This window comes from Rouxiella silvae (assembly GCF_002093625.1).
Classification (GTDB): domain Bacteria; phylum Pseudomonadota; class Gammaproteobacteria; order Enterobacterales; family Enterobacteriaceae; genus Rouxiella; species Rouxiella silvae.
Genome location: NZ_MRWD01000001.1, coordinates 113,168 through 137,465, shown reverse-complemented (window position 1 = coordinate 137,465; position 24,298 = coordinate 113,168). Strand labels below are relative to the sequence as shown.

At 51.3% G+C, this 24,298-nt stretch carries 16 protein-coding genes and 2 pseudogenes; 7 read left to right on the top strand and 11 right to left on the bottom strand.

Annotation, left to right across the window (positions count from 1 at the left end; translation table 11 throughout):
- Positions 1–138 precede the first annotated feature (138 nt).
- The 4 genes from BS639_RS00595 to BS639_RS00580 all read right to left on the bottom strand — a co-directional run bounded on the left by BS639_RS00595 (position 139) and on the right by BS639_RS00580 (position 5,561).
- The gene (locus BS639_RS00595; RefSeq protein ID WP_084981965.1) at positions 139–1,593 is read right to left on the bottom strand and encodes a DUF2867 domain-containing protein; all 1,455 of its coding nucleotides are present in this window, start codon (positions 1,591–1,593) and stop codon (positions 139–141) included.
- Positions 1,594–1,681: 88 nt separating this feature from the next.
- The gene (ltaE, locus tag BS639_RS00590; RefSeq protein WP_084981964.1) at positions 1,682–2,695 is read right to left on the bottom strand and encodes a low-specificity L-threonine aldolase; all 1,014 of its coding nucleotides are present in this window, start codon (positions 2,693–2,695) and stop codon (positions 1,682–1,684) included.
- Positions 2,696–2,830: 135 nt separating this feature from the next.
- On the bottom strand, positions 2,831–4,552 hold the full coding sequence (gene poxB, locus BS639_RS00585; protein ID WP_084981963.1) for a ubiquinone-dependent pyruvate dehydrogenase: 1,722 nt from the start codon (positions 4,550–4,552) through the stop codon (positions 2,831–2,833).
- 109 nt (positions 4,553–4,661) lie between these two features.
- Positions 4,662–5,561: a lysine exporter LysO family protein gene (locus BS639_RS00580; RefSeq protein ID WP_084981962.1), complete on the bottom strand. Its 900-nt coding sequence runs from the start codon at positions 5,559–5,561 to the stop codon at positions 4,662–4,664.
- Positions 5,562–5,759: 198 nt separating this feature from the next.
- Between BS639_RS00580 and BS639_RS00575 the strand changes: the two genes are divergently transcribed.
- On the top strand, positions 5,760–7,544 hold the full coding sequence (locus BS639_RS00575; RefSeq protein ID WP_055777871.1) for an ATP-dependent nuclease: 1,785 nt from the start codon (positions 5,760–5,762) through the stop codon (positions 7,542–7,544).
- Positions 7,545–7,599: 55 nt separating this feature from the next.
- On the opposite strand, the gene BS639_RS00570 is transcribed toward BS639_RS00575, so the two are convergent.
- Together BS639_RS00570 and cspD are read right to left on the bottom strand one after the other, a co-directional pair.
- The gene (locus tag BS639_RS00570) at positions 7,600–8,469 is read right to left on the bottom strand and encodes a VirK/YbjX family protein (RefSeq protein ID WP_267893478.1); all 870 of its coding nucleotides are present in this window, start codon (positions 8,467–8,469) and stop codon (positions 7,600–7,602) included.
- A 389-nt stretch (positions 8,470–8,858) separates the two neighbouring features.
- A complete protein-coding gene (cspD, locus tag BS639_RS00565) occupies positions 8,859–9,080 on the bottom strand; it encodes a cold shock-like protein CspD (protein WP_055777877.1) in 222 nt (73 codons plus the stop codon).
- A gap of 412 nt (positions 9,081–9,492) precedes the next feature.
- Here cspD and clpS point away from each other — a divergent pair, with 412 nt between their 5' ends.
- From clpS to BS639_RS25210, 3 genes and pseudogenes are all read left to right on the top strand, one after another.
- Positions 9,493–9,813: an ATP-dependent Clp protease adapter ClpS gene (clpS, locus tag BS639_RS00560; protein ID WP_055777881.1), complete on the top strand. Its 321-nt coding sequence runs from the start codon at positions 9,493–9,495 to the stop codon at positions 9,811–9,813.
- A gap of 27 nt (positions 9,814–9,840) precedes the next feature.
- Entirely contained in the window at positions 9,841–12,120 is a 2,280-nt protein-coding gene (clpA, locus tag BS639_RS00555; protein WP_084981960.1) for an ATP-dependent Clp protease ATP-binding subunit ClpA, read from the top strand.
- 544 nt (positions 12,121–12,664) lie between these two features.
- Positions 12,665–12,784: pseudogene (locus BS639_RS25210) on the top strand (site-specific integrase); the annotation flags it as partial.
- 274 nt (positions 12,785–13,058) lie between these two features.
- Here the strand turns inward: BS639_RS25210 and infA are convergent.
- The 5 genes and pseudogenes from infA to trxB form a co-directional block, all read right to left on the bottom strand.
- Entirely contained in the window at positions 13,059–13,277 is a 219-nt protein-coding gene (gene infA / locus BS639_RS00545) for a translation initiation factor IF-1 (RefSeq protein WP_002211347.1), read from the bottom strand.
- 100 nt (positions 13,278–13,377) lie between these two features.
- Complete coding sequence (gene aat / locus BS639_RS00540; protein ID WP_055777890.1) at positions 13,378–14,106, bottom strand: leucyl/phenylalanyl-tRNA--protein transferase; 729 nt, start codon at positions 14,104–14,106, stop codon at positions 13,378–13,380.
- A 34-nt stretch (positions 14,107–14,140) separates the two neighbouring features.
- Positions 14,141–15,790 (bottom strand): annotated as a pseudogene (gene cydC, locus BS639_RS00535) (heme ABC transporter ATP-binding protein/permease CydC); the annotation flags it as partial.
- The gene (cydD, locus tag BS639_RS00530) at positions 15,787–17,559 is read right to left on the bottom strand and encodes a heme ABC transporter permease/ATP-binding protein CydD (RefSeq protein WP_084982001.1); all 1,773 of its coding nucleotides are present in this window, start codon (positions 17,557–17,559) and stop codon (positions 15,787–15,789) included. The pseudogene cydC and the gene cydD, both read right to left, overlap by 4 nt.
- Positions 17,560–17,786: 227 nt before the next feature.
- Positions 17,787–18,755, bottom strand: coding sequence for a thioredoxin-disulfide reductase (trxB, locus tag BS639_RS00525; protein ID WP_055777895.1), 969 nt, complete (start codon positions 18,753–18,755; stop codon positions 17,787–17,789).
- 593 nt (positions 18,756–19,348) lie between these two features.
- Here trxB and lrp point away from each other — a divergent pair.
- The 3 genes from lrp to lolA all read left to right on the top strand — a co-directional run bounded on the left by lrp (position 19,349) and on the right by lolA (position 24,295).
- On the top strand, positions 19,349–19,843 hold the full coding sequence (gene lrp / locus BS639_RS00515) for a leucine-responsive transcriptional regulator Lrp (RefSeq protein ID WP_009636652.1): 495 nt from the start codon (positions 19,349–19,351) through the stop codon (positions 19,841–19,843).
- A 126-nt stretch (positions 19,844–19,969) separates the two neighbouring features.
- On the top strand, positions 19,970–23,440 hold the full coding sequence (locus BS639_RS00510; RefSeq protein WP_084981958.1) for a DNA translocase FtsK 4TM domain-containing protein: 3,471 nt from the start codon (positions 19,970–19,972) through the stop codon (positions 23,438–23,440).
- Between the two features lie 243 nt (positions 23,441–23,683).
- Positions 23,684–24,295, top strand: coding sequence for an outer membrane lipoprotein chaperone LolA (lolA, locus tag BS639_RS00505; RefSeq protein ID WP_055777904.1), 612 nt, complete (start codon positions 23,684–23,686; stop codon positions 24,293–24,295).
- The last annotated feature ends 3 nt before the right edge of the window (positions 24,296–24,298 follow it).

The window sequence follows — 24,298 nt, the reverse complement described above, 5'->3', positions numbered from 1 at the left end:
TGTCGTTGCCGAAGCCCCTAACGTAAGCTTGGGCAAATAGGCGGCCATTCTTTCTTGAAATTAAATGCTATGCAATGGGAAACGGGAGAACTTGTGACACTCTCAGTGCGTTTGCCTGCAAAATAACCGGCTGCTTTTTTAGTGACCCCGCCGATCTTTTTGTCGCGCCAAACTGGCAATCCGTTTTGCCATGCCGCGAAAGACAAAAAGGTGTGCAGGCATCATACTGAACCAGTACAAAAGGCCGCGAGCACCGGCGGGATGCCACCATGCAGTAATGTCCAGACTGCGCCTTTCGCCGTGGTCCTTGAGTGTAAACGTGAGCCGACCCAACCCGGGAGCCTTCATGCCAAACAGGAGTGACAGAGTTTTACCGGGAACGATATTAATAACTTTCCAGCTATCGACTTTATCTCCCACTGCCAACAGCGGCTTAGCCGGACGTCCGGTGGGTGTTTTATGACCCAATAGCCTGTCTATTCTGCCTCGAAGACGCCAAAGCGCGGGAGCATAAAAGAATCCCTCTTCTCCGCCCAGTTGATTAATCACCAGCCACAAAGCCTTGATGGAGGCCGAGGTTTCGAGCCTAAATCCTGCCTGCTTGGGGTAAAAGGCATAGTCCTCACGCCAGCGCAGATGAGCATCGGCATCGTTGGCCCATTCTGGAGAGTTCAGTACCTGCTCCGCTTCCTGCGCCAGCGTCTGATTAATGGCGTCGTCAATCGACGTCAGCCGTTGAGGCAGCAGTTCCTGAAGCGTCTTGCCATTGGCGGGCAAATCCTGTTTTAGTCCTTGAATCAGCGCTTTGACTAACTGGGAAGGAACAGACGTAAGCAGGCTGAGAAACAGAACGGAGATAAGCTGTGTAGGTAAGGGGATCGGAAACAGCCAACGACGTCGGCCACTGAGCGCAATAAAACGCTCCATCAGCTGACGGTAACTCAGGTATTCCGGGCCAGTGGCATCAAAGATCAAATGACGAGGAGAGGGACAGCCAATCAATCCGCCGAGATAATGCAACAGATCCGGCAGCGCGATCGGAGCCGAGTGTTTTCTCACCCATGATGGGGGAGTGAGCACCTTGAGATTATATACCATGTCGCGCATTACCTCGAAGGCCGCAGAACCAGGGCCAATCACCATGCCTGCGCGCACTTCAATGACCGGTATATTTCCCATGCGAAAAAGATCGCCAGTAAGCTTTCTCGCCTGTAAATGCGTGGAGGTAGGATTTTCCGGCTGCATCGCCCCCAGATAAATAATCTGCTTTATTGATGAATCTTTTAGGGCCAACAGTACATTTTGAGCTGCCTGACGCTCCTTCTCGAACAGATCATCGTCCTCGCTTACCGCGTGGACCAGATAAAACAGCACCTCGGCGCCGTCAAAGGCGTCGCGCAAACTGGCGTTATGATAGACATCGGCAAAACAGCAGCGAACACCGGGCCATTTTTGTGCAACCAGCCAGTCTCTGCGCCTTGCGGCGGCGGTAACCTGATAGCCCTGCCGGTTAAGGTAGTCCGTTAAATGTCGACCAATGTAGCCGCTGGCGCCGAGAACGACGACTCGCGTCTCTGCGTTAAGTGTAGGCATCTTCCATTTTGCTCGTTCAAAGTGACAAGAATTTGCCCGCAGACGGAGAGCAATGTCCGCGCTCTCTTACAAGACTGCGGACAGTGAATTAACCCGGATTACGCAAAAATTGTTGCCACAGGCTGACAACTTTTTCTAAATCCTGACGGCTTAAATTGATGTGCGTAATGAGGCGGGTCAGCGGGCCTGAGCCTATCAGCACACCGTGTTGGCGCATCCATGGGCCAAGTTTTGATGCCAGCTCAGAGGATTGACGAACGTACAGTATATTGGTTTGCGCACCCGGTTCGACGATATCGAGGCCAATGTCCCGCAGCTGTTGTTCAAGCCAAGCGGCGTTGTCGTGATCTTCTTTGAGGCGTTGAACGTTGTTTTCTAACGCATAAATTCCCGCTGCTGCGAGAATACCTGACTGGCGCATGCCGCCACCGGTCATTTTTCTCCAGCGGTTGGCGTGCTGAATAAACGCTTTGCTACCACACAGCAGTGAACCCACGGGCGCTCCCAGACCTTTCGAGAGGCAAATAGTCAGGGTATCGCAATAGCGGGTGATGTCGCTTAAAGGAATCTCGAGCGCAACGGCGGCATTGAGAATGCGGGCCCCGTCTATGTGCAGTGAGAGATTTTTTTCACGCGTAAATTCAAAGGCCTGCTTCAAATACGCAATGGGCAATACTTTTCCGCTGTGCGTGTTTTCGAGACTCAACAATCGGGTGCGGGCAAAGTGAATATCATCAGGCTTAATGGCGGCGGCGACTTTTTCAAGCGGGATAGAGCCGTCGTCTGCCATGTCCAGCGGTTGGGGCTGAATGCTGCCTAATACTGCTGCCCCTCCGGCCTCATACATATAGTTATGGGCTTTTTGGCCGACGATGTACTCATCACCGCGCTGGCAGTGAGAGAGCAGGGCAACCAGATTAGCCTGGGTACCGGTCGGGAAAAACAGGGCGGCTTCTTTGCCTGTAAGCTCGCAGGCCATTGCCTGTAATGCGTTAACTGTGGGGTCATCGCCGTATACATCATCACCTACTTCGGCCTGATACATGGCTTGACGCATAGCCTCACTCGGGCGCGTAACGGTGTCACTGCGTAAATCGATCAACGTTGCTTCCTCTCACTATTGGCCTGAAACAGGTTACCGTAATGTATTGCCGTTTCCCGCAGGGCGAAATTCGCACCCACGGGAAAGGGTTTACCACTATATACCCATAATCTGGCAAAATGCAGAGCGCTTTCCTTAACGCAGCCAGTTGGTTTTAGCTAATTCAACGACTTCGTCACCGCGACCGTTGATAATGGCGCGCAGCATGTACAGGCTAAAGCCTTTGGCCTGCTCAGCTTTAATCTGCGGCGGCATGGCAAGCTCTTCCTTGGCGGTTATCACGTCTATCAGCACCGGTCCGTCGTGAGCGAAGGCCTCCTGCAGCGCGGCGTCAACGTCGGAGGCTTTCTCCACCCGAATACCTTTGATTCCGGTGGCTTCGGCAATTGCCGCAAAGTCGGGGTTTTTCAGCTCGGTGCCATCGGTTAAATACCCTCCGGCTTTCATTTCCATCGCGACAAATCCCAGCACGCTGTTGTTGAAGATGACCAATTTAATGGGCAGTTTATGTTGCGCAATCGACAAAAAATCGCCCATTAACATGGCAAAGCCGCCGTCACCGCACATTGCCACAACCTGTCGGCCTCGGTCGATAGCCTGTGCGCCAATAGCCTGCGGCATGGCGTTGGCCATCGATCCGTGGTTAAACGAACCGAGCAGTCGACGTTTACCATTCATTTCCAGGTAACGACAGGCCCAGACGGTTGGCGTACCGACGTCGCAGGTGAAAATAGCATCCTCATCGGCGAATTTACTGATTTGTTTAGCCAGATACTGCGGATGAATAGCCTGTTTGTCGTTTAACGTTGCCAGATCATCCAGACCTTTGCGCGCCTCGCGATAGTGTTTAAGGGCCTTATCAAGGAAGCTGGCGTCGGTTTTCGCTATCAGGCCTGGCAACAGTGCGCCAAGTGTCGCTTTGACATCGCCGACCAGCGCCATATCTACGTGGCAGTGCGAGCCGATGCTGCCTGGATTAATGTCAATTTGAATGATTTTTGCATCGGTTGGGTAAAACGCGCGATACGGGAACTGCGTACCCAGCAGGATCAATGTGTCGGCATTCATCATGGCGTGATAGCCCGACGAGAAGCCAATCAGGCCGGTCATTCCGACATCGTAAGGATTATCCCACTCAATGTGTTCTTTTCCACGCAGCGCATGAACCACCGGCGCTTTCAGCGTTTCGGCCAGTTTTACCACTTCCTGATGAGCACCGGCGCAGCCGCTGCCGCACATCAGCGTAATGTTGGACGAGTCGTTCAACAGTTTGGCGAGTTTTTCAATTTCAGAAAGTGCAGGTTGTACTACAGGCAGCAGCGGCTGATACCAGGTTGTGACAGCATTTTCCGGTGCCGGTTTTAGCGCAACATCACCGGGCAGAACGATAACTGACACGCCCTTGTTGAGAATGGCTTTACGCATCGCAATGGCCAGCACCTGTGGAAGCTGTTCAGGATTGCTTATCATCTCGCAGTAATGACTACACTCGCGGAACAACTCGGTGGGGTGTGTTTCCTGAAAATATCCACTACCAATTTCGCTGGAAGGGATATGCGCGGCGATGGCGACGACCGGCACGCGGTTGCGATGGCAGTCAAACAGGCCGTTGATTAGGTGCAGGTTACCGGGTCCGCAAGAGCCGGCGCACACCGCTAACTTACCGGTGATTTGCGCTTCAGCACCGGCGGCGAAGGCGGCAACCTCTTCATGACGGGTGCCGATCCACTCGATGGTGCCCATGCGATTAAGGCTGTCACTGAGGCCGTTCAGCGAATCGCCAGTTACACCCCAAATTCTTTTTATGCCTGCTTCTTCGAATGTTTTTGCGATAAATGCCGCGACGGTTTGTTTCATGAATCCCTCCGGTGTTTTTGATTTTTTTCTCTCGCAGGAAAGTCTCCTGCAATTAAAGAAATTTAAAACTTCAGGGGATAAGCATAGACGATAAGATTTTTTCGGCGGCTCAGGAGGAGAAAACAGCCATCAGTACCGGTGCGAGCAAACTCAGTAAAAAGCCGTGAACCACCGCCGCGGGCACCATATCCAGCCCGCCGCTACGTTGTAATACCGGTAATGTAAAGTCCATCGACGTTGCGCCACAAAGCCCTAGCGCCGACGAACGGTTGCTGCGTACTAAGGTAGGAATAAGCATAATGGCGCAAAGTTCGCGCGCGAGGTCGTTGAAAAACGCGGCACTGCCGATAACCGGACCAAATGAGTCGGTCAACACGATACCTGAAAGCGAATACCACCCGTAACCTGATGCCATTGCCAGGCCGGTTTTCAATGGCAATCCTAAACATAAGGCAGCCATCATTCCGCCGCCGAGTGAGGCTATGGCACCCACTGACGCCACCAGCATGCCGCGTCGGTTGAGAACTATCTGCCGCAGTGTCAGGCTGCTGTTACCCAACTGCGCACCTACCAGCAGCAGCAGAAAAATCAGCGCCGCCTCACTGGCCTGACTGGCATAGGTCAGCCAGTGCCACTGGGTCAAGCCAAGAAGAAAACCGGCGACCACCACAAAACAGAGGCGCAGTGAGTCGAGCGCCATGTGCAGTCTTGAGGGTAGCACTTCCTGATGGTGTTTAGTCTTCCACGGCTTGCGGCGTTCCAGCAACCAGAGTGCCAACAGATTCACCGCTAAAATGCAGACGAAAAAAAACGCAGTGTATTTGAAAATCATCAATAAATTAGCGCTGAGATTATCCAAAAATGCCAAACTGACGCCCATAATGAACAGAATGACGTACACCATCCAGCTCAGCAGATTGTTCACTAAGTGTAATAAAGTGGGGCGTTTGACCGGAATAAAATAGCCCACGATCAGTGGCAGAAGAATAATCAGTAAACCTGAATACATATAAAACGGGATCCTTTCGAATGGCTTGAGCATTGACGAGAGTATAGGGCGTGGCACAAGCTAACCAAAAGCGCAGATAGAGTAAAGTTTCTCATGCGTTGAGCCGCGCCGTTTATCTCTATCGCTTGACCAATATGGCTATTTGTAGCCATGCTCAAGAGAGGAAACAGGCCAGAAAACGCTGCACGGGAGGTGCCAATGTATCTTGAGCATATTGATATTGTCGGTTTCCGGGGGATCAACCGCCTCTCCTTGACCTTGACTCAACCAGACCGTCGTGGCGTATCGTTGAACGACTTTCATGACGATCGCACGCAGAGTAATCTGGGAACCATCAACACCAATACAGTATTACTGGGTGAAAATGCCTGGGGTAAATCCAGTCTGCTCGATGCGCTGACGCTGCTGCTGTCGCCAGAGCCTGAGCTTTACTGTTTTCAGGAGCAAGATTTTCATTTTCCTGCTGGTGAGCAGCAGGCCAAACAGCGCTATCTGCACGTGGTATTCACCTTCTGTGAAAATCAGCCCGGCAATCATATGTCGCCACGTTTCAATCCGCTTTCACCTCTTTGGGTGCGCTGCGACGATCGCCTTAATCGTATTTATTACCGCCTTGAGGGGGAAATGGATGATGACGGCAGCGTTGCCACTTGGCGAACCTTTCTTGCGGCTAACGGCGAGCCGCTGGCACTAAAAACTATCGACCCGCTTGCTCAGGCACTGATTCGTCTACATCCGGTGCTGCGCCTTCGAGACGCGCGTTTTGTTCGTCGCATTCGTAAACAAGACCTCTCGCCGCAGCTGCAGCAGGGGGCAATGGCGAAACAGTTGGACGAGCTGACCCGCGCGCTCATTCATAACCCCCAAGCCTTAACCAATGCGGAACTTCGTCAGGGGCTAGCGGCAATGCAGCAACTGTTGGAACACTATTTTGGTATGAACAGTGCCCCTTCATCCGTCAATCCGTCGGGCGATGAAAGCAGTGACAGTGCTGGAAGAAACAAAAAATCCTGGCAGCAAAAGCGCCACGGCAGGGCAGAAAGCCGACAGGCGTGGCGATCGCTCAATAACATCAATCAAATGATTGCCGAACCCAACAGCCGCAGTATGCGGGTGATGATGCTGGCGATGTTCTCAACCCTGCTGCAAGCTAAGGGTGCCGTGGCGCTTAATCCCGATGCGCGCCCATTATTACTGATTGAAGATCCAGAAACACGTTTGCATCCGATCATGCTATCGGTCGCTTGGGGATTGCTTGAGCAGCTGCCTTTGCAGCGTATCACCACCACTAACTCCGGCGACTTGCTGGCGCTGGTTCCGGTTGAACAGATATGTCGCCTGGTCCGAGAGTCTGCAAAAGTGGCTGCTTACAGTATCGGGCCTCAGGGGATGAGCTCGGAAGACAGTCGGCGCATTGCATTTCATATTCGCTACAGTCGTCCTTCTTCGCTATTTGCCCGCTGTTGGTTGTTGGTCGAGGGTGAAACCGAAGTGTGGTTGCTGAATCAGTTGGCGCGGCAGTGTGGCTATAATTTTGAGTCGGAAGGGATCAAGGTTATCGAATTTGCCCAAAGCGGACTGAAGCCACTACTGCGCTTCGCCAGACAGATGGGTATTGAATGGCACGTGCTGGTGGACGGCGACGAAGCCGGCAGAAAATATGCCGCTACTGTATCGAGTCTCGTTGAGAACCATGAAGATATACTGCGTGACAGACTGACCGCTTTGCCCGCGATGGACATTGAAAACTATCTTTATCGCAACGGTTTTGAGGATGTCTATCGGCGCGCGGCGGGCACGCCAGAACATGCGCCGATATCTGCCAGGCATATCATCGAGAAGGCCGTGCACCGCAGCTCAAAGCCAGACTTGGCCATTGAAGTTGCAATGTCGGCTTCGACGCGAGGCGTGGGAGCTGTGCCAATTGTTCTCAAGCAGATGTTTTCACGCGTAGCTTGGCTTGCGCGCGGCCGTGCAGATTAACAGCCACATATAAGCCAAAGTGCTGATAATCCTCATCCTATCACTTTGGCTTTTATTACAGTGTTTTAGACGGCATTTTAGCAAAATGATGACGAATTTGCGTTTCCATTTCGTCGAGTAGCTCATAGCGACGGCGATATTCTGCCCGTTTTTTACTGGCAATATCGGCCAGCGATTTATGGGGCACCTGTGTCGGGAAATGAAAATAACCATTTTCGTGCCTGTGCGCGCCGAGCGTTTCCCAGAATGCGTCATAGTCGGCATAAAAATACTGCTTACGCTTGTTATAACGCGGGCTTTCATAAATGTGGGTTTTATTACCGACGGCAAAAACCTGTTTCATATTCATTTTCTCTGCCAAAAGCAGCACGGCCTCCATTAAAATTCTTTTTGGAAAAAGTCCGTGGCAGGCTTTGGTCGCCTGTTGAATATGCTGGTGATCGACATCCTGAGCCGGTCCCTGTATTGCCCCAATAAATAAAGTGGGCTGACTGTCGTAGTTTATAAATGAAAAAGTCACGTTGGCTAACGCTGTGCCTGTATCATTAACAAATGAAAGCGTGATCTCTCCTTCTTTATCGAGTCGTTGATAAGCATTCATGCTAATACAATACGTTGACTCGTCTTTTCCGTTAAACGAGGCAATTTTTAGCAGAGCTTTATTCAAGTGCGCCATTTGCATTGGAAGCGGCATACGTTCGCGAACAAAGCGATAGTGGTCGCACAGACCACTGACATGCTGCTCTCGGGTCATATTTACTGCCAAGTATGGTCTATGCACCTTACAGGGCAGCGTTGGCTGAGCTTGCAGTATTTCTTCTCTCAGTGGGTGATTGGCCAACTGATTCATGACTCGCAGCGTGGCGAGCGGATATAACAAGCTTCGCATTAAAAACTTAAAGCGATACGCGGGCTTATTCCACATTTTTCCCGGGATGAGCTTTCCGGTAATTAATGAGGACATCAGTGCAAGACCAGACATTGGCTCAGTCGTGTGAGCGGGGTAGCTGAGGATAGACATGTTCTTAGTGACCAATAAAAGATATTGATGCTATTTGAACAGCTAATTAATAAACCAGATTACAACAATTGAGGAGGAAAAATGGAGACCGCTACGGTTGTTTAGTAACGGTTTATCTTCGTGAGGACGAGGTTTATTTTTAACAATGCAGTCAATAAAATTTAATTTTTCTTAATCAGCACTTGAAGAGAGGGGAGTTCTCCCCCATAAATAAAATACCAGACAACGCGTGACTGGTATCTTATAAAGATTGTGGGTTATCTGCTGTTATCACTCGGCGTTGAGTGGGGTCGTCAGGCGACCACTTCAGACTCCACAGGTATGATAATGCTGGCATGGTTTCCTTTGGGGCCTTCGTGAACGTCAAAACTGACCTGTTGCCCCGCTTTTAGCGTTCGGTAGCCCTCCATTTTTATGGTGGAGTAATGGGCGAATATGTCTTCGCCGCCGCCCAAAGGACAGATAAAACCAAAGCCCTTAGCATTATTGAACCATTTAACAGTACCCGTCTCCATGCTCTCAAATCCCTCTCATGACTATGTATAGTTAAAGAGATAAAGCCTGTTTAAAGCGTATGTTTCGATGAAAAAGACGCTAAAAAAAGGAATAAGCAATAGCTCATCCGGCTTATAAATTTACACTCTAGTGTATTAGTCTTGGACGTCAAGGAATGGGTATTTGTCTGGAGCAGGCAGATAACTAAAATTTGAAGCAGGTAACGATATTGACATTTTTTAGGCAGATTTTGCTTCGATCTGGCAGAAATTGATCACGTTTTATGTCCTGCGGCAAGGATGTCTAAAAAATGGTAAAATAGCTGGAGTAATCTAGAGACCATGACGAGATGCAAACAGAGCCATCTTTCGTAATGTGTCGAATCTGGCTGTGTTCAATAGACATCAAGATGCAAAAGGTAACGGTAAGGCGATGGGTGACAATCAAGGTTGGCAAAATTTTGAACATTTGGCGGCGGATAAACAAAAGGATGAGCTAAAACCGCCATCTATGTATAAAGTTATATTAAACAACGACGATTACACTCCAATGGAATTTGTGATTGACGTACTGCAAAAGTTCTTTTCTTATGATATTGAACGTGCAACGCAACTGATGCTTACAGTGCACTACAAAGGCAAAGCCGTATGCGGTACTTACACCGCAGAAGTGGCCGAAACCAAAGTCGCACATGTGAATACCTACGCCAAGGAGAACGAGCATCCGTTGCTGTGTACGCTGGAAAAAGCCTGATTAAGGCAATCTATTTGGGAGGTGCCTATGCTCAATCAAGAACTTGAACTCAGTCTCAATATGGCTTTCGCAAGAGCCCGCGAGCACCGGCATGAGTTTATGACCGTCGAGCACCTGCTGCTGGCGTTGCTTAGCAACCCTGCGGCTCGTGAAGCGCTTGAAGCCTGTACGGTTGATTTGGTGGCCTTACGTCAGGAATTGGAAGCCTTCATCGAACAGACCACACCCACTTTACCCGCCAGTGAAGAAGAGCGTGATACCCAGCCTACGTTGAGTTTCCAACGTGTGCTGCAGCGCGCTGTTTTCCATGTGCAGTCTTCAGGCCGAAGTGAAGTTTCCGGCGCGAACGTGCTGGTAGCTATCTTTAGTGAACAGGAATCTCAGGCTGCCTATCTGCTGCGCAAGCACGATGTCAGCCGCCTTGACGTGGTGAATTTTATTTCCCACGGTACGCGTAAAGATGAAGCGAGCCAGGCTCCAAATAATGCGGAGAACCCGGTTAACGAAGAGCAGTCGGCAGGGGAAGATCGTATGGAGAACTTCACCACAAATCTTAACCAGTTAGCGCGTGTTGGTGGAATTGACCCGCTGATTGGCCGTGATAAAGAGTTGGAACGTGCTATTCAAGTGCTGTGCCGCCGCCGTAAAAATAACCCGTTATTAGTGGGTGAGTCCGGTGTAGGTAAAACGGCTATCGCCGAAGGCCTCGCCTGGCGTATTGAACAGGGCGATGTGCCGGAGATAATGGCCGACTGTACGCTCTATTCCTTAGACATTGGTTCGCTGCTCGCCGGTACCAAATATCGTGGCGATTTTGAAAAACGATTTAAATCGTTGTTGAAACAGCTGGAGCAGGACAAAAACAGCATTCTGTTTATCGATGAGATTCATACAATCATTGGTGCAGGTGCCGCGTCTGGTGGCCAAGTTGATGCCGCTAACCTCATCAAACCGCTGCTGTCCAGTGGCAAGATCCGCGTGATTGGTTCAACCACTTATCAGGAGTTCAGCAGTATCTTTGAAAAGGATCGTGCGCTTGCGCGTCGCTTCCAGAAAATTGATATTACCGAGCCAACGCCTGAAGAGACGGTGCAGATCATTAATGGTTTAAAAACCAAATACGAAGCGCATCACGATGTACGCTATACCGCCAAAGCGGTGCGGGCAGCGGTTGAACTGTCGGTGAAATACATCAACGATCGTCACCTGCCTGACAAGGCGATTGACGTAATCGATGAAGCCGGTGCACGCGCTCGACTGATGCCGGTGAGCAAACGCAAGAAAACCGTCAACGTTAGCGATATCGAAAGCGTGGTTGCCCGTATTGCCCGTATTCCAGAGAAAACCGTGTCAGCCACCGACCGTGATGTGCTGAAAAATCTCGGCGATCGCCTGAAAATGCTGGTGTTCGGACAAGATCCTGCCGTCGAAGTATTGACCGAAGCGATCAAAATGAGCCGCGCCGGTCTGAGTCAAGATCGTAAACCTGTGGGTTCGTTCTTGTTTGCAGGACCAACTGGCGTGGGTAAAACCGAGGTTACGGTTCAGTTGGCTAAAGCGCTGGATATCGAACTGCTGCGTTTCGATATGTCGGAATACATGGAGCGTCACACCGTAAGCCGTCTGATCGGTGCACCTCCAGGCTATGTTGGATTCGATCAGGGTGGTTTGCTGACGGATGCCGTTATCAAGCATCCTCACTCCGTGGTGCTGCTCGATGAAATCGAGAAAGCGCACCCGGACGTCTTCAACCTGCTGCTGCAGGTGATGGATAACGGCACGCTGACTGATAATAACGGCCGTAAAGCCGACTTCCGTAACGTGATACTGGTGATGACCACCAACGCCGGCGTGCGGGAAACTGAGCGTAAATCGATTGGTATCATCCATCAGGACAACAGCCCTGACGCCATGGAAGAAATCAAGAAAGTGTTTACGCCTGAGTTCCGTAACCGTCTCGACAATGTGATTTGGTTTAATCACCTGTCGCGTGAAGTGATCCAGCAGGTTGTCGATAAGTTTATCGTCGAACTGCAGGCACAGCTGGATGCAAAAGGCGTTTCGCTTGAAGTGAGTGAAGAAGCGCGCGACTGGCTGTCGGTGAAAGGCTATGACCGCGCAATGGGGGCTCGCCCAATGACGCGTACCGTTCAGGAAAATCTGAAGAAACCGTTGGCTAACGAGCTGTTGTTTGGCTCATTGGTTGATGGAGGCTCAGTCTCTGTCGCGCTTGATAAAGCCGCTGACAAACTGACCTACCACTTTATGAGTGCACAGAAACTGAAAGAAGAGGGCGCAGTGCACTAAGCATCTGCATTCTGAAATAAAATAAAAAAGGCGATGGAAACATCGCCTTTTTATTTGCGTATCAATATGAAATAAAATGATTTATTTCATTAATTTTGTATAAATCTTAATGCATGCTCAGAACAGAAAGATCCTGAGCACCCGCGCGAAGTGTAAAACCCTTCTCGGCCCAATGAAAATATTAGCTATATAAATCAATGGTTTATTTTTATTAAACGTCTCTTATACGTTTGTCCAATCTGCCACCCCCAAGCGAGGTTCTGCGAGACTACCTGCAAGATGTTAGCGTAATTGATGCAGCGATCGCCCTAAAATTATTCATACTCAGTGGTCTCGAATCCTGAATTCACTTCCCCTAAATACTGCTGATATGGCGCTGCGCTTATCTTAATTACTTGGCATGCGTGCCGAGATGTGGGTCGATACGGATTCTAAGTTGTGGTTTCTTAACGAAGAGGAAATTCAAAAACGCTTGAGCTTGCTTAAAGGGGATAATCGCAAGGCAATCTTGCTCTGTTTGGCAACGGGAGGGCGGTGGGGGGATACGCTACAACGGATATCTGGTCATGCAAATATTCAGCAAACAATGACTTATGCTCACTTCGCTCATGACTTATTAGAGGATGCAGTTACATTAAATCCGATTGCTGGCAGGTCCTTGTAGTGTCCTTGAACTGGCGCTATTGAGCGTCAGTAAAAGCGATGTAACCATGCTAACTTATTGTTTTTTGGTGCACTGCTTGCAGCGCTTAGCACTAAGTCACATGGAAACATCGCCTTTTTCACAGCCATTATCTGAACAATCGACAACGCCTGCTGTTCAGATACTGGATGGCGGATACCACAAAACGCCCTAGCCTGCATTTGTTGCCAAATGCGGGAAGAGCGAAATGGGTAACCTCAGGTATCGCGGGATAAATCAGCGATGAGTGAGCCTATCAGCGGCTACGGAAGACAATGCGGCCTTTGCTCAGGTCGTACGGGGTCAGCTCTACAGTGACTTTGTCGCCCGTCAGGATGCGGATGTAGTTCTTACGCATTTTACCGGAGATGTGTGCGGTTACCACGTGTCCGTTTTCTAATTCAACGCGGAACATAGTGTTTGGCAACGTATCCAATACGGTGCCCTGCATTTCAATGTTGTCTTCTTTGGCCATCGAGTCCTCTAGGTGTTACTACCATAGTTTTTAACCGGCAAGATAATGCCGAAAAACCCACATTATGTAAAGAAGTGTTGGCGTATACCGCACCCATTCCCTATTCCTTCAGGAGGGATGGTAAATCAACGTCATGTGGGGGTAAGTCTTGTGGCAACCAGCATTCTGGCGGCAACGTGCGTTGCGAAAGCCGGGATAACTGCTGCAAAAATTGGCGTCGGGGGATCTCTTTCGCACCCAGCGACGCAGTGTGAGGGTTGAGGACCTGACAGTCAATCAGTTCTCCCCCATTAGCGGTAAAATATTGGCAAAAAGTCATTATCGCGCATTTAGAAGCATTTAAACGGCGGCTGAACATTGACTCCCCGCAAAACAGGGCACCGACCGCTACGCCGTACATGCCGCCAACCAGTTGGTTACCCGACCACACTTCGATAGAGTGCGCATGACCCTGCTGATGCAGCTGCAAATATCCCTGTTTTACCTCCGGCCCTATCCAGGTACCTTCACTGCGCGCGTCGGCACAGGCAGAGATAACCTGCTCAAAGGCGCGATTGAGCGTATAGCGATAGTCTGACTGACGCATAAAGCGACGCAGGCTGCGGCTAAGGTGTTTTTCGGCCGGAACCAGCACCGCGCGAGGGTCAGGAGACCACCATAGGATGGCCTCACCGGGATCAAACCAAGGAAAAATACCGTTGAAGTAGGCCGAGAGCAGGCGGGGAGGGCTTAAATCGCCCCCTACCGCCAGCAGACCGTTAGGCTGAAGTAACGCCGTTTCCGGTCTGGGAAAGTTCACCGAGTTAGCTGATAGCTGCACCAGACGCATAGTATCCTCGTTACACAAAAGCCGTAGATGACGTTATCTGACCCGCATCCATTACGCAAACGCGGTCCATCTTTTCCAGACCGGTCAGGCGATGGGTAATCATGAGCAGCGTTTTATTTTTACAGTGCGTATCGAGCAGCGCAAGGATATGGCGTTCTGTTTCGGCGTCGAGGCCTTCCGTAGGTTCATCAAGGATCCACAGGGGCGCATCGTGGAGCAGGGCGCGCGCCAGGCCTAATCTGCGCTGTTCCCCGCCGGAGAGCTGACGTCCACCTTCCCCCAGCCAAGCATTAAGGCCCTGATTTTCCAGAAGGCTATCGAGCTCAACCTGGCGCAGCGCTGCCGCAAGCTGCTCATCGCTGCTGTCAGGGGCGGCGAGCAGCAGATTATCACGCAACGTGCTGTTGAATACGTGCACGCGCTGGCTCATAACGGTCACCATGCTGCGCAGGGTTGATTCTTGATATTCTGTTAACGAAACACCATTAAGCAGGATACAGCCCTGCTGAGGGTCCCAGGCGCGTGTCAGTAACTGAGCCAGTGTCGATTTTCCGCAGCCAGTTTTGCCCAATAGCGCAATGTGTTCACCGGCGTTTATCTCAAGATTGACGGCTTTCAGCACCGGAATTGGCTGCTGTGGATAGGTGAAACTCATCGCCTGAATAGAAACGTTAGCGAGAGAATGCTTAACGCCGCCGCTTGCCGGGAAGGTGACGGATGGCCGTTGGCTGATAATTTGAGTGACGCGGTTTGCAGAGGCCATGACTTGTCCAAAGTGCTGAAATGCGCCTGCGACCGGCCCCAGCGCTTCAAACGCTGCCAGCGGAGTAAAGACAAAAAGCGCCAGCAGTGCGCCCGGTGCGGGAAGAGAGCCGACACCTCCCGACGCAAGCCATAGCATCAGGCAGAGCGTTAAACCTGAGGCGGCAATCATCAGCGCCTGCGAAAGCCCTGAGAGCTTTGCCTGTTGTTGCTGACGGCCAAGCCAGCGTTTTTCGATATCATCAAGCCGTTGACGGCGCTGATGTTCAGCCCCAAAAATGACCAGTTCGGACTGCCCTTGCAACCATCCCCCGAGCTGTGTGCGGTATTCTCCCCGCAGTTGTGTCAGTTCACGGCCAATCGGCTGCCCAGCGCGGTAAAAAATAACGGGCAGCAGCAGCAGCAAAGCCAACATGATCCCGCCAAGTATTAGGGCAAGCCCTACGTCCAGAAAGCTGAGCCCGAGAGTGACCCCCATTATCACGGCCAGAGCGGCGATTAATGGAGAAATAACGCGCAGATAAAGATGGTCAAGGGTATCAACATCGGCAACCAGTCGGTTGAGTAATTCGACTTTTTGGAAACGTGCAAGGCCGCCAGGAGAAAGCGGTAGCAGCTTGCTGAAGGTAAATACGCGCAGGTGTGCCAGCACTCTGAAGGTGGCATCGTGACTGACAACCCGCTCGGCGTAGCGGCCAGCGGTGCGGAAAATAGCCGCTCCACGCACGCCCGCCGCGGGCAGCATGTAGTTAAACGTATACAAACCCGCAAGGCCTGCCAGCGACGAGGCAGCCAGAAACCAGCCAGAGAGTGTCAGCAAGCCAATGCTGGCCAACAGTGTGACAATCGCCAGCAAAATGCCCAGCCCCATGCGCACCCAGTGACGACGATAAAGTGCCAGATAAGGCAGCAGAGTTTTCATAGCGGCAGCTCCCGCGTGCGCTGGGCAAGCAGTCTGGCAAAGTGTCCAGCCTGTTCGCTCAGCTGTTGATAGGTGCCTTTTTCAACCAGCAATCCTTTGTCCATCACCCAGATTTCGTCGAACTGCGCCGTGTCCTCAAGCCGATGAGTGACCAGCAGGGTCGTTTGTTTTTTTGCCGCCTGATTAAGTGCGCGCATGACACTCGCCTCGCTTTCAGCGTCAAGGCTGGCGACGGGTTCATCAAGCAACATCAGCGAACAGGACGAGAGCAGGGCACGGGCTACGGCCACTCGCTGTGCCTGACCAACGGAAAGTCGCGCGGCGTCTTCGCCAATCAACGTATCAACGCCTTCAGGTAATAGGGGTAAAAATTCACTGACGTCGGCCTGCTCGATAACCTCGTTGAGACATTGAGCGTTGGCGTCTGGCTGGCCCAGCAGAATATTTTGTCGCAGCGTGAGTTCGGGTAAATGCGGATTTTGGCCCACCCAGCTAATTTGCTGACGCCATTGAGTGGGGACTATTTCGCGCAGTTCTTGACCACTAACGGCTAACTGGCCCTGATAGGGCATAAATCCGAGCAGCGCGTTAAGCAGCGAACTCTTCCCTGCGCCGCTTAGCCCAACGATCGCCACGCTGCCTCCTACGGGAACAGTAAAATTCAACGGACCGGCGAGGTGCGCGCCCTGAGGGGATAAAATATGCACATCTTTTGCCGTAAGTGAAACCGGCCCCGTGGCGTTCCAATGCGCGTTTCCTGCCATTGGGGGGGCTGCCTCGGCAGTCAGAAATTCCAGCAGGCTTTCAGCAGCGCCTACAGCCTGCGCCTTGGCGTGATAGAAAACGCCTAAATCACGCAGCGGCTGGAAAAATTCCGGCGCGAGGATAAGCACCAGGAAGCCGGCAAACAGCGTCACCGGCGTACCGTAATGGCCGAAATTGAGTTCACCGAGATAGGAGAAACCGAAGTAAACCGCCACCACTGCAATCGAAATAGAGGCAAAAAACTCCAGTACCGCAGATGAGAGAAAGGCGAGGCGCAGAACTTCCATGGTGCGTGCGCGGAAGTTTTCTGTAGAGCTTTTGATTTGATTTATCTCTGCTTCAGCACGGCAAAACAGTCGCAGCGTGTCGAGTCCGCGCAGGCTGTCGAGGAATTGTCCGCTGAGGCGAGCCAAGGCCTGAAAATTGCGACGGTTGGCGTCGGCGGCGCCCATGCCAACCAGTGCCATGAAAATCGGGATCAGTGGCGCAGTGGCGAGCAGAATAAGCCCTGCTGCCCAGTTGATGGGAAAAATACTGACCAAAATCAACAGCGGTACAATGCCCGCCAGCGAAATCTGTGGCAAATAACGAGCATAATAATCCTGCATGTCTTCAATTTGCTCGAGGATAAGCGTCGCCCAACTGCCCGCGGGTTTGCCCTGTATCCACGCCGGCCCCAGTACTTGCAGCCTGTCGAGCACCAGCCGACGAATTTCTTCGCGAATAATTCGGCCACAGATAAAACCTACTTGTTCACGCAGCCAGGTGACCACGGCACGCAGGATAAACGTCAGTGCCAAAAACAGAAAGCTTTGCCAGAGGGTCTCGCGTGGGGTGTGAACGACGATAAGACTGTGTAGCAGCCCGGCGAGCAGCCAGGCTTGTGCAAGAATGAGAAGACCCGATAGCAGGCCCAGAATCATGGAAAGACGAGTCCACCGCTTGGCTCTGGCACTTTGTTGTTTAAGCCAGCGGAGTAATTCTTGTTGCCGTGTTTTGTTCATCCCGGGGAATCCAAATGCAGTGCGTGCATGATTCAAAAAAAGCACCATTGGGGGCGCAATTGTCCATTGTTTTCCATGTCAGCCGGAAAGCCCGCACATTATATAGGGTCTTGCTGGCGCTGAACACACCCGACTTTTACAAAAAACGACCGGCTTTACAAACAAAAAAGGCGACCCTGAGGTCGCCTTGGGAATTCGCATCCCATTTTTACGCCAAACTTGCAGCGTTATTCAAAATGAGCCTGCGCCAGACCGTCAAGATAACGTTCTGCGTCCAGCGCGGCCATACAGCCGGTGCCCGCTGAAGTGATGGCTTGACGATAGATATGGTCCATTACGTCGCCGGCTGCGAATACGCCAGGAATACTGGTTTGCGTCGCGTTGCCTTGGATCCCTGACTGAACTTTGATGTAGCCATTCTCGAGTTCCAGCTGTCCGTCGAAAATTCCGGTGTTAGGACTGTGACCGATAGCGATAAACATACCGGCAACGTCCAGCTTTTTCAGCTCGTCGTTGTGAACGTCACGCAGGTTTGCACCGGTTACGCCCATTTCGTCGCCCAATACTTCATCCAGCGTCTGATTAGTGTGCAGCACAATATTGCCGTTAGTGGCTTTCTCGTTCAGACGATCAATCAGGATTTTTTCGGCGCGGAAGTTTTCGCGACGGTGAATCAAATGAACCTCGGACGCGATGTTGGCCAGGTAAAGCGCTTCTTCAACGGCAGTATTACCACCGCCAACTACCGCGACTTTCTGGTTGCGGTAAAAGAAACCGTCGCAGGTTGCACAGGCAGAAACGCCTCGGCCTTTAAAGGCTTCTTCCGAGGGTAAACCTAGGTAGCGTGCTGAGGCGCCGGTGGCAATAATTAACGCGTCACAGGTATATTCTTCGCTGTCACCAAACAGCCGGAAGGGGCGAGTTTGCAGATCGACGCGGTTAATATGGTCAAAAATGATTTCCGTATTAAATTTGGTCGCGTGTTCATGCATGCGGTCCATCAGGCCCGGTCCAGTTAAGCCTTCAGGGTCTCCCGGCCAGTTTTCCACTTCAGTGGTGGTAGTCAATTGACCGCCTTTTTCGATTCCGGTAATTAAAACCGGATTCAGGTTCGCGCGTGCAGCATAGACTGCCGCGGTGTAACCCGCAGGGCCAGAGCCTAAAATCAATAACTTACTATGTTTTACCGTACCCATATGGAATTCATCTCCGTGATGGCGAACTACTTGATGGGAGAGATTGTAGGGAAAACTGCGGCGTAAAAAAAGCATACTCAGATGTTGTTAACGATTTGTCTGATAGTTTTTACTCGCGATCGTAGGTAAAAATGATTTTTGAGTTTTTACTTTTGTTATTGTTCAATCGCAAAAGATAGCTAAAAAGGACGTTGACGGATTTCAATCCGGCATGTTCTTCTGATTTTGCTTCTTTTACTTTGACAATCCGCTGTGCATTTGCGAAAACATCTAGGGAAGAAGAAATTAAACGCCAGCTGGTGTCTCAAAATTATGCAATGTGGTGCCACTTCACCCGTAATGGGTATTGCATTGTTCGTTTTTAAGGCAGTCAGCGCGCATGAGTCAGGATTTATTTATCCTGATGAGTCATTTAGCGTTATTCCTTTTTCGGCGTCACTGAAAAAAATTCGTTTTCTTCTGACAGGGGCAAGACGTCTTAAGGTGAGTCGCAATAACCTATAAAAACAGGTCTTCGCTTAGGATAAACCCTCAACATTGAAGTTGGTTAGGGTATGGCAAGTGCAGGGAAGGACATCAGAGAGATAATAATAATGGTAGATAACAAGAAACGTCCGGGAAAAGATCTCGACCGTATTGACCGTAACATTCTTAATGAGCTGCAAAAGGATGGCCGGATCTCTAACGTCGAGCTTTCCAAACGCGTAGGTTTGTCACCTACGCCATGTCTGGAACGCGTTCGTCGTTTAGAACGTCAGAATTTCATTCATGGCTACACTGCGTTGCTTAATCCTCACTATCTGGATGCTTCGTTGTTGGTCTTCGTTGAGATTACCCTCAACCGTGGTGCACCGGATGTGTTTGAGCAATTCAATGCGGCAGTACAAAAACTAGAAGATATTCAGGAGTGTCACTTGGTTTCTGGGGACTTCGACTACTTGTTGAAAACCCGCGTACCGGATATGTCTGCTTACCGTAAACTGCTTGGCGAAACGCTTCTTCGTTTACCAGGCGTTAACGACACCCGTACCTATGTGGTAATGGAAGAAGTGAAACAGACTAACCGCCTGGTAATTAAAACCCGGTAAGTAAAAGGTACAGGTGCAAAACCTAATTAATTTAGCTACACTCCTGTGTATCCATACAGCTCTGGCGCCGAGGCGGTCTCTCGGCGCTATCGCTATTTCAGTTCACAGGAACCTGGAGAGCCTTTCTTGAGCCAGGAATATACAGAAGATAAAGACGTTACCTTGAAAAAACTCAGCAGTAGCCGCCGAATTCTGGAGGCTGTGCTGGTTGTGGTAGCGGTGTTTGCCATCTATCTCATGGCAGCGTTAATAAGTTTCAATCCGTCCGATCCGAGCTGGTCTCAAACCTCTTGGCACGGTCCTATCCATAATTTGGGGGGCGGTGTCGGAGCCTGGATGGCCGACACGCTATTCTTCATTTTTGGCGTGTTGGCGTATGCCATTCCACCTATCATGCTTTGCCTGTGCTGGGCCTCTTTCCGCCAGCGGGATAATCATGACTATATAGACTATTTTACGCTCTCTCTGCGTCTGATAGGCACCCTTGCACTGGTTCTGACCTCATGTGGTCTGGCTGCGCTCAATATTGACGATCTCTACTACTTTGCCTCAGGTGGCGTGATCGGCAGTTTACTGAGTACGGCTATGACGCCGTGGTTTAATAACGTGGGCGCCACGCTGGTATTGCTGTGCGTTTGGGCCGCTGGTCTTACGCTGTTTACCGGTTGGTCTTGGCTGACTATTGCCGAGAAAATAGGCGGCACGGTGCTCGGTGTTACCACCTTTATGACTAACCGTTCGCGTCGCGACGATGATTACAACTATGAGTATGACAGTCGTGATGAGCACGATGATACCTTGCTCAAAAATCATCACGACGACGAAGAAGAGGAAGCCCACTCACCGGCTTCTCCCGCGCAAGTTGCTACTGCGGCAACGGTGGCGGTTTCTGCTGCGGCACTGGCCGACGACGATGTTCTTTTCTCGGCACCGTCTGTTAATGAAACTGCAACACCACTGCCTCAGGCTGCTGCCGCGCTAAGTCCTGCTCCGGCCGTTGTGAGCGAGACTCCAGCGCCTGCCAGCCCTGCTTCTGTGGTTAATGCCGCAGTGCAAACGCCTGCTCAGCCGCAGTCCGCGCCACGGGTTCAGCCTGCGGTATCGGCTCAACAGCCAGAAACGCCGCCGTTGTACAGTTTTGAAATTCCTGAAGAAACACCGGTGCCAAGAACCGTTCAACCAAGTGCTTCACCTCAGTCTCGCCGATACGATGAGCCTCAACTTGGCAACTGGAATCAGGTTTCCGAGCCGCAGAATGAGCGTTCACCGTTTGATTTCAGCTCGACGCCTGAAGTAGGTAGCATTGCGGCAACGGCTGCATTGGCGACCGGCTTAGCACAGGCAGGAAAATCGGCAGCATCGGAAGCGGGCAACATGTTTATGCCGGCGTTTAGCGCAGTGAGTGACGATAATCCGCAAATCAAGAAAGGCTTTGGCCCAGAATTACCGCGTCCAAATCCTGTAAAACTGCCGACTCGCCGTGAGCTGGCTTCGTACGGGATTAAACTGCCGTCGCAGCGCATCGCTGAACAGCAGGAGCAAGAAGCCGCACGCCAACAGGCACAGGCCACGCAAATTCCGCAGCCGCAGACTTCTTCTGTTGAAGATGAAGAGGCCATGCAGGAAGCGGCGCTGAGGCAGGCGTGGGTCGATCAGCAGAATCAGCGCTATGGGCAAGAAGCTGAACCGAGCGAAGAAGACGAAGATGCACTGCTACAGGCTCAACTGCGTCAGCAGTTTGCAGCTCGCGAACAGTCGCGTTATCAGTCTGAACCCGAGCAGGTGGAGTCGCAGCCTTATCAGGAGACGCAAACACGTCAGCAAACGCCTCAGTATCAGGAAACGCCTCGTGTGAGTCCTGTTTCAAGCCAAAATATCAGTACGCACGACGCATTTAACTTCTCGCCGATGGCAGACTTGATTGACGATACGCCGGTGGAACCGCTGTTTACACTTCCACCGCATGCAGAAGAGTCAGTGCAACCTGATTCTTACCGTCAAAACGCGGCTTCAACACCCGCAGAGCAACCGCGGCCTGTAGAACCCGTAAAACCAGTGATGGACAGTCTTATCCATCCGGCATTGATGCGTAATGAGCAGCCTGTCAGTAGGCCAACCACGCCGTTGCCAAGCCTTGACTTGCTGACGTCGGCTCCGGCTACGGAAGAACCTGTCGATATGTTCGCTCTTGAGCAAACTGCGCAGTTAATCGAAGCGCGACTGAATGATTATCGCATCAAGGCCGAGGTTGTCGATAAGTTGCCTGGGCCGGTAATCACCCGTTTTGAGCTGGATTTGGCACCCGGTGTAAAAGCCGCGCGTATCTCGAATCTTTCTCGAGACCTTGCGCGCTCACTGTCTACCGTGGCGGTGCGTATTGTTGAAGTCATACCTGGCAAGCCTTACGTGGGCCTGGAACTGCCGAATAAAAAGCGGCAGACCGTTTACCTGCGTGAAGTGCTCGACTGTCCGCAGTTCAAAAACGATCCTTCTCCACTAACTGTGGTGCTGGGTAAGGATATTTCTGGTCAACCGGTGGTCGCAGACCTGGCAAAAATGCCGCACCTGCTGGTGGCGGGTACGACAGGGTCGGGTAAATCGGTGGGCGTTAACGCCATGATCCTGAGCATGCTGTATAAGGCAACGCCTGAAGACGTGCGCTTTATCATGATTGACCCGAAAATGCTCGAGCTGTCAGTGTATGAGGGCATTCCTCACTTGCTCACTGAGGTGGTTACCGACATGAAAGATGCGGCCAATGCGCTGCGCTGGTGTGTGGGTGAAATGGAACGTCGCTATAAGCTGATGTCTGCTCTGGGTGTGCGTAACCTTGCTGGTTACAACGAGAAGATTAAAGAAGCAGAAGCTATGGGCTGGCCAATCCCCGATCCGTTCTGGAAGCCTAGCGACAGCATGGGTCATGAGCCGAGAATGCTGGGTAAAGAGCCGTTTATCGTGGTGCTGGTAGACGAATTTGCCGACCTGATGATGACCGTTGGCAAAAAAGTAGAAGAGCTTATTGCTCGTCTCGCACAGAAAGCGCGAGCTGCGGGTATTCACCTTGTTCTGGCAACTCAACGGCCCTCGGTTGACGTTATCACCGGTTTAATCAAGGCTAACATCCCGACGCGTATTGCCTTTACCGTGTCGAGCAAAATCGACTCGAGGACTATTCTCGACCAGGGGGGCGCAGAATCGCTGTTGGGAATGGGTGACATGCTGTATATGGCCCCTAATTCCTCGATTCCTATCCGCGTGCACGGTGCATTTGTTCGCGACCAGGAGGTTCACGCCGTAGTTCAGGACTGGAAAGCGCGCGGTCGTCCACAGTACATCGACAGTATCGTTAAGGGCGGCGAAGAGGGTGAAGGTGCCGCAGGGCTTGAAGAGGGTGAGGAGCTTGATCCGCTATTCGATCAGGCCGTGGAGTTTGTGGTTGAAAAACGCCGCGCTTCAATCTCCGGCGTTCAGCGTCAGTTCCGTATCGGGTACAACCGTGCGGCACGTATCGTTGAGCAAATGGAGGCGCAGTCGATTGTTAGCACACCGGGCCACAACGGCAACCGTGAAGTTCTTGCTCCACCCCCTCATGAATAATCTGGGTGGGTAATAAAGGGCCGCAAATGCGGCCCTTGGCAATTTTGCTTCACCCGTAGTGAAATTTCTCACAGACAGTCAGGAATGCAAAGAATCGTAAAAGCTATAATTCTCAGACGATTGAGCTATCGCGGGGCAAGTTGCTTCGGCTAAAGTTTAGTTCCTGGGGTTGTTTTCTCAGGTATTCCCCCAATTGTTGGGAGATGTCGTCTGTTCGCAATGGATTTTGAGGTAGCAATAACAATGAAAAAATTACTCGCTGTAAGCTGTTTATTGACCGCATTTATTTCAGGATCTGTGTTGGCCGATGCCAGCAGCGATTTAAAGAACCGCCTTGGTAAACTGAATACTTTTCACGCCAGCTTTACTCAAACGGTGACCGGTGATGATGGTTCCAACATTCAGCAGGGTGAGGGGCAGCTTTGGGTTAAACGTCCGAATCTGTTTAACTGGCACATGACCACGCCGGATGAAAGCATTCTGGTTTCTGATGGTAAAACGCTGTGGTTCTACAATCCGTTTGTTGAACAAGTTACGGCAACTTGGCTGAAAAATGCCACCGGTAACACGCCGTTCATGCTGATTACGCGTAACGACAGCAGCGACTGGGCCAAATACAATGTCACTCAAAAAGGGGATGATTTTAACCTCACCCCTAAAGCGGCCACCGGTAATCTTAAGCAATTTGCTATTACTGTGACGCCTGCGGGCACGATTAAAAGCTTTACTGCCGTTGAGCAAGATGGTCAACGCAGTGCTTATGCGTTAAAAGGTGAGCAAAATGCCGCAGTGGATGATTCCAAATTTAAATTCACCCCACCTCAGGGTGTGACGGTAGACGATCAGCGTCAGTGAGGA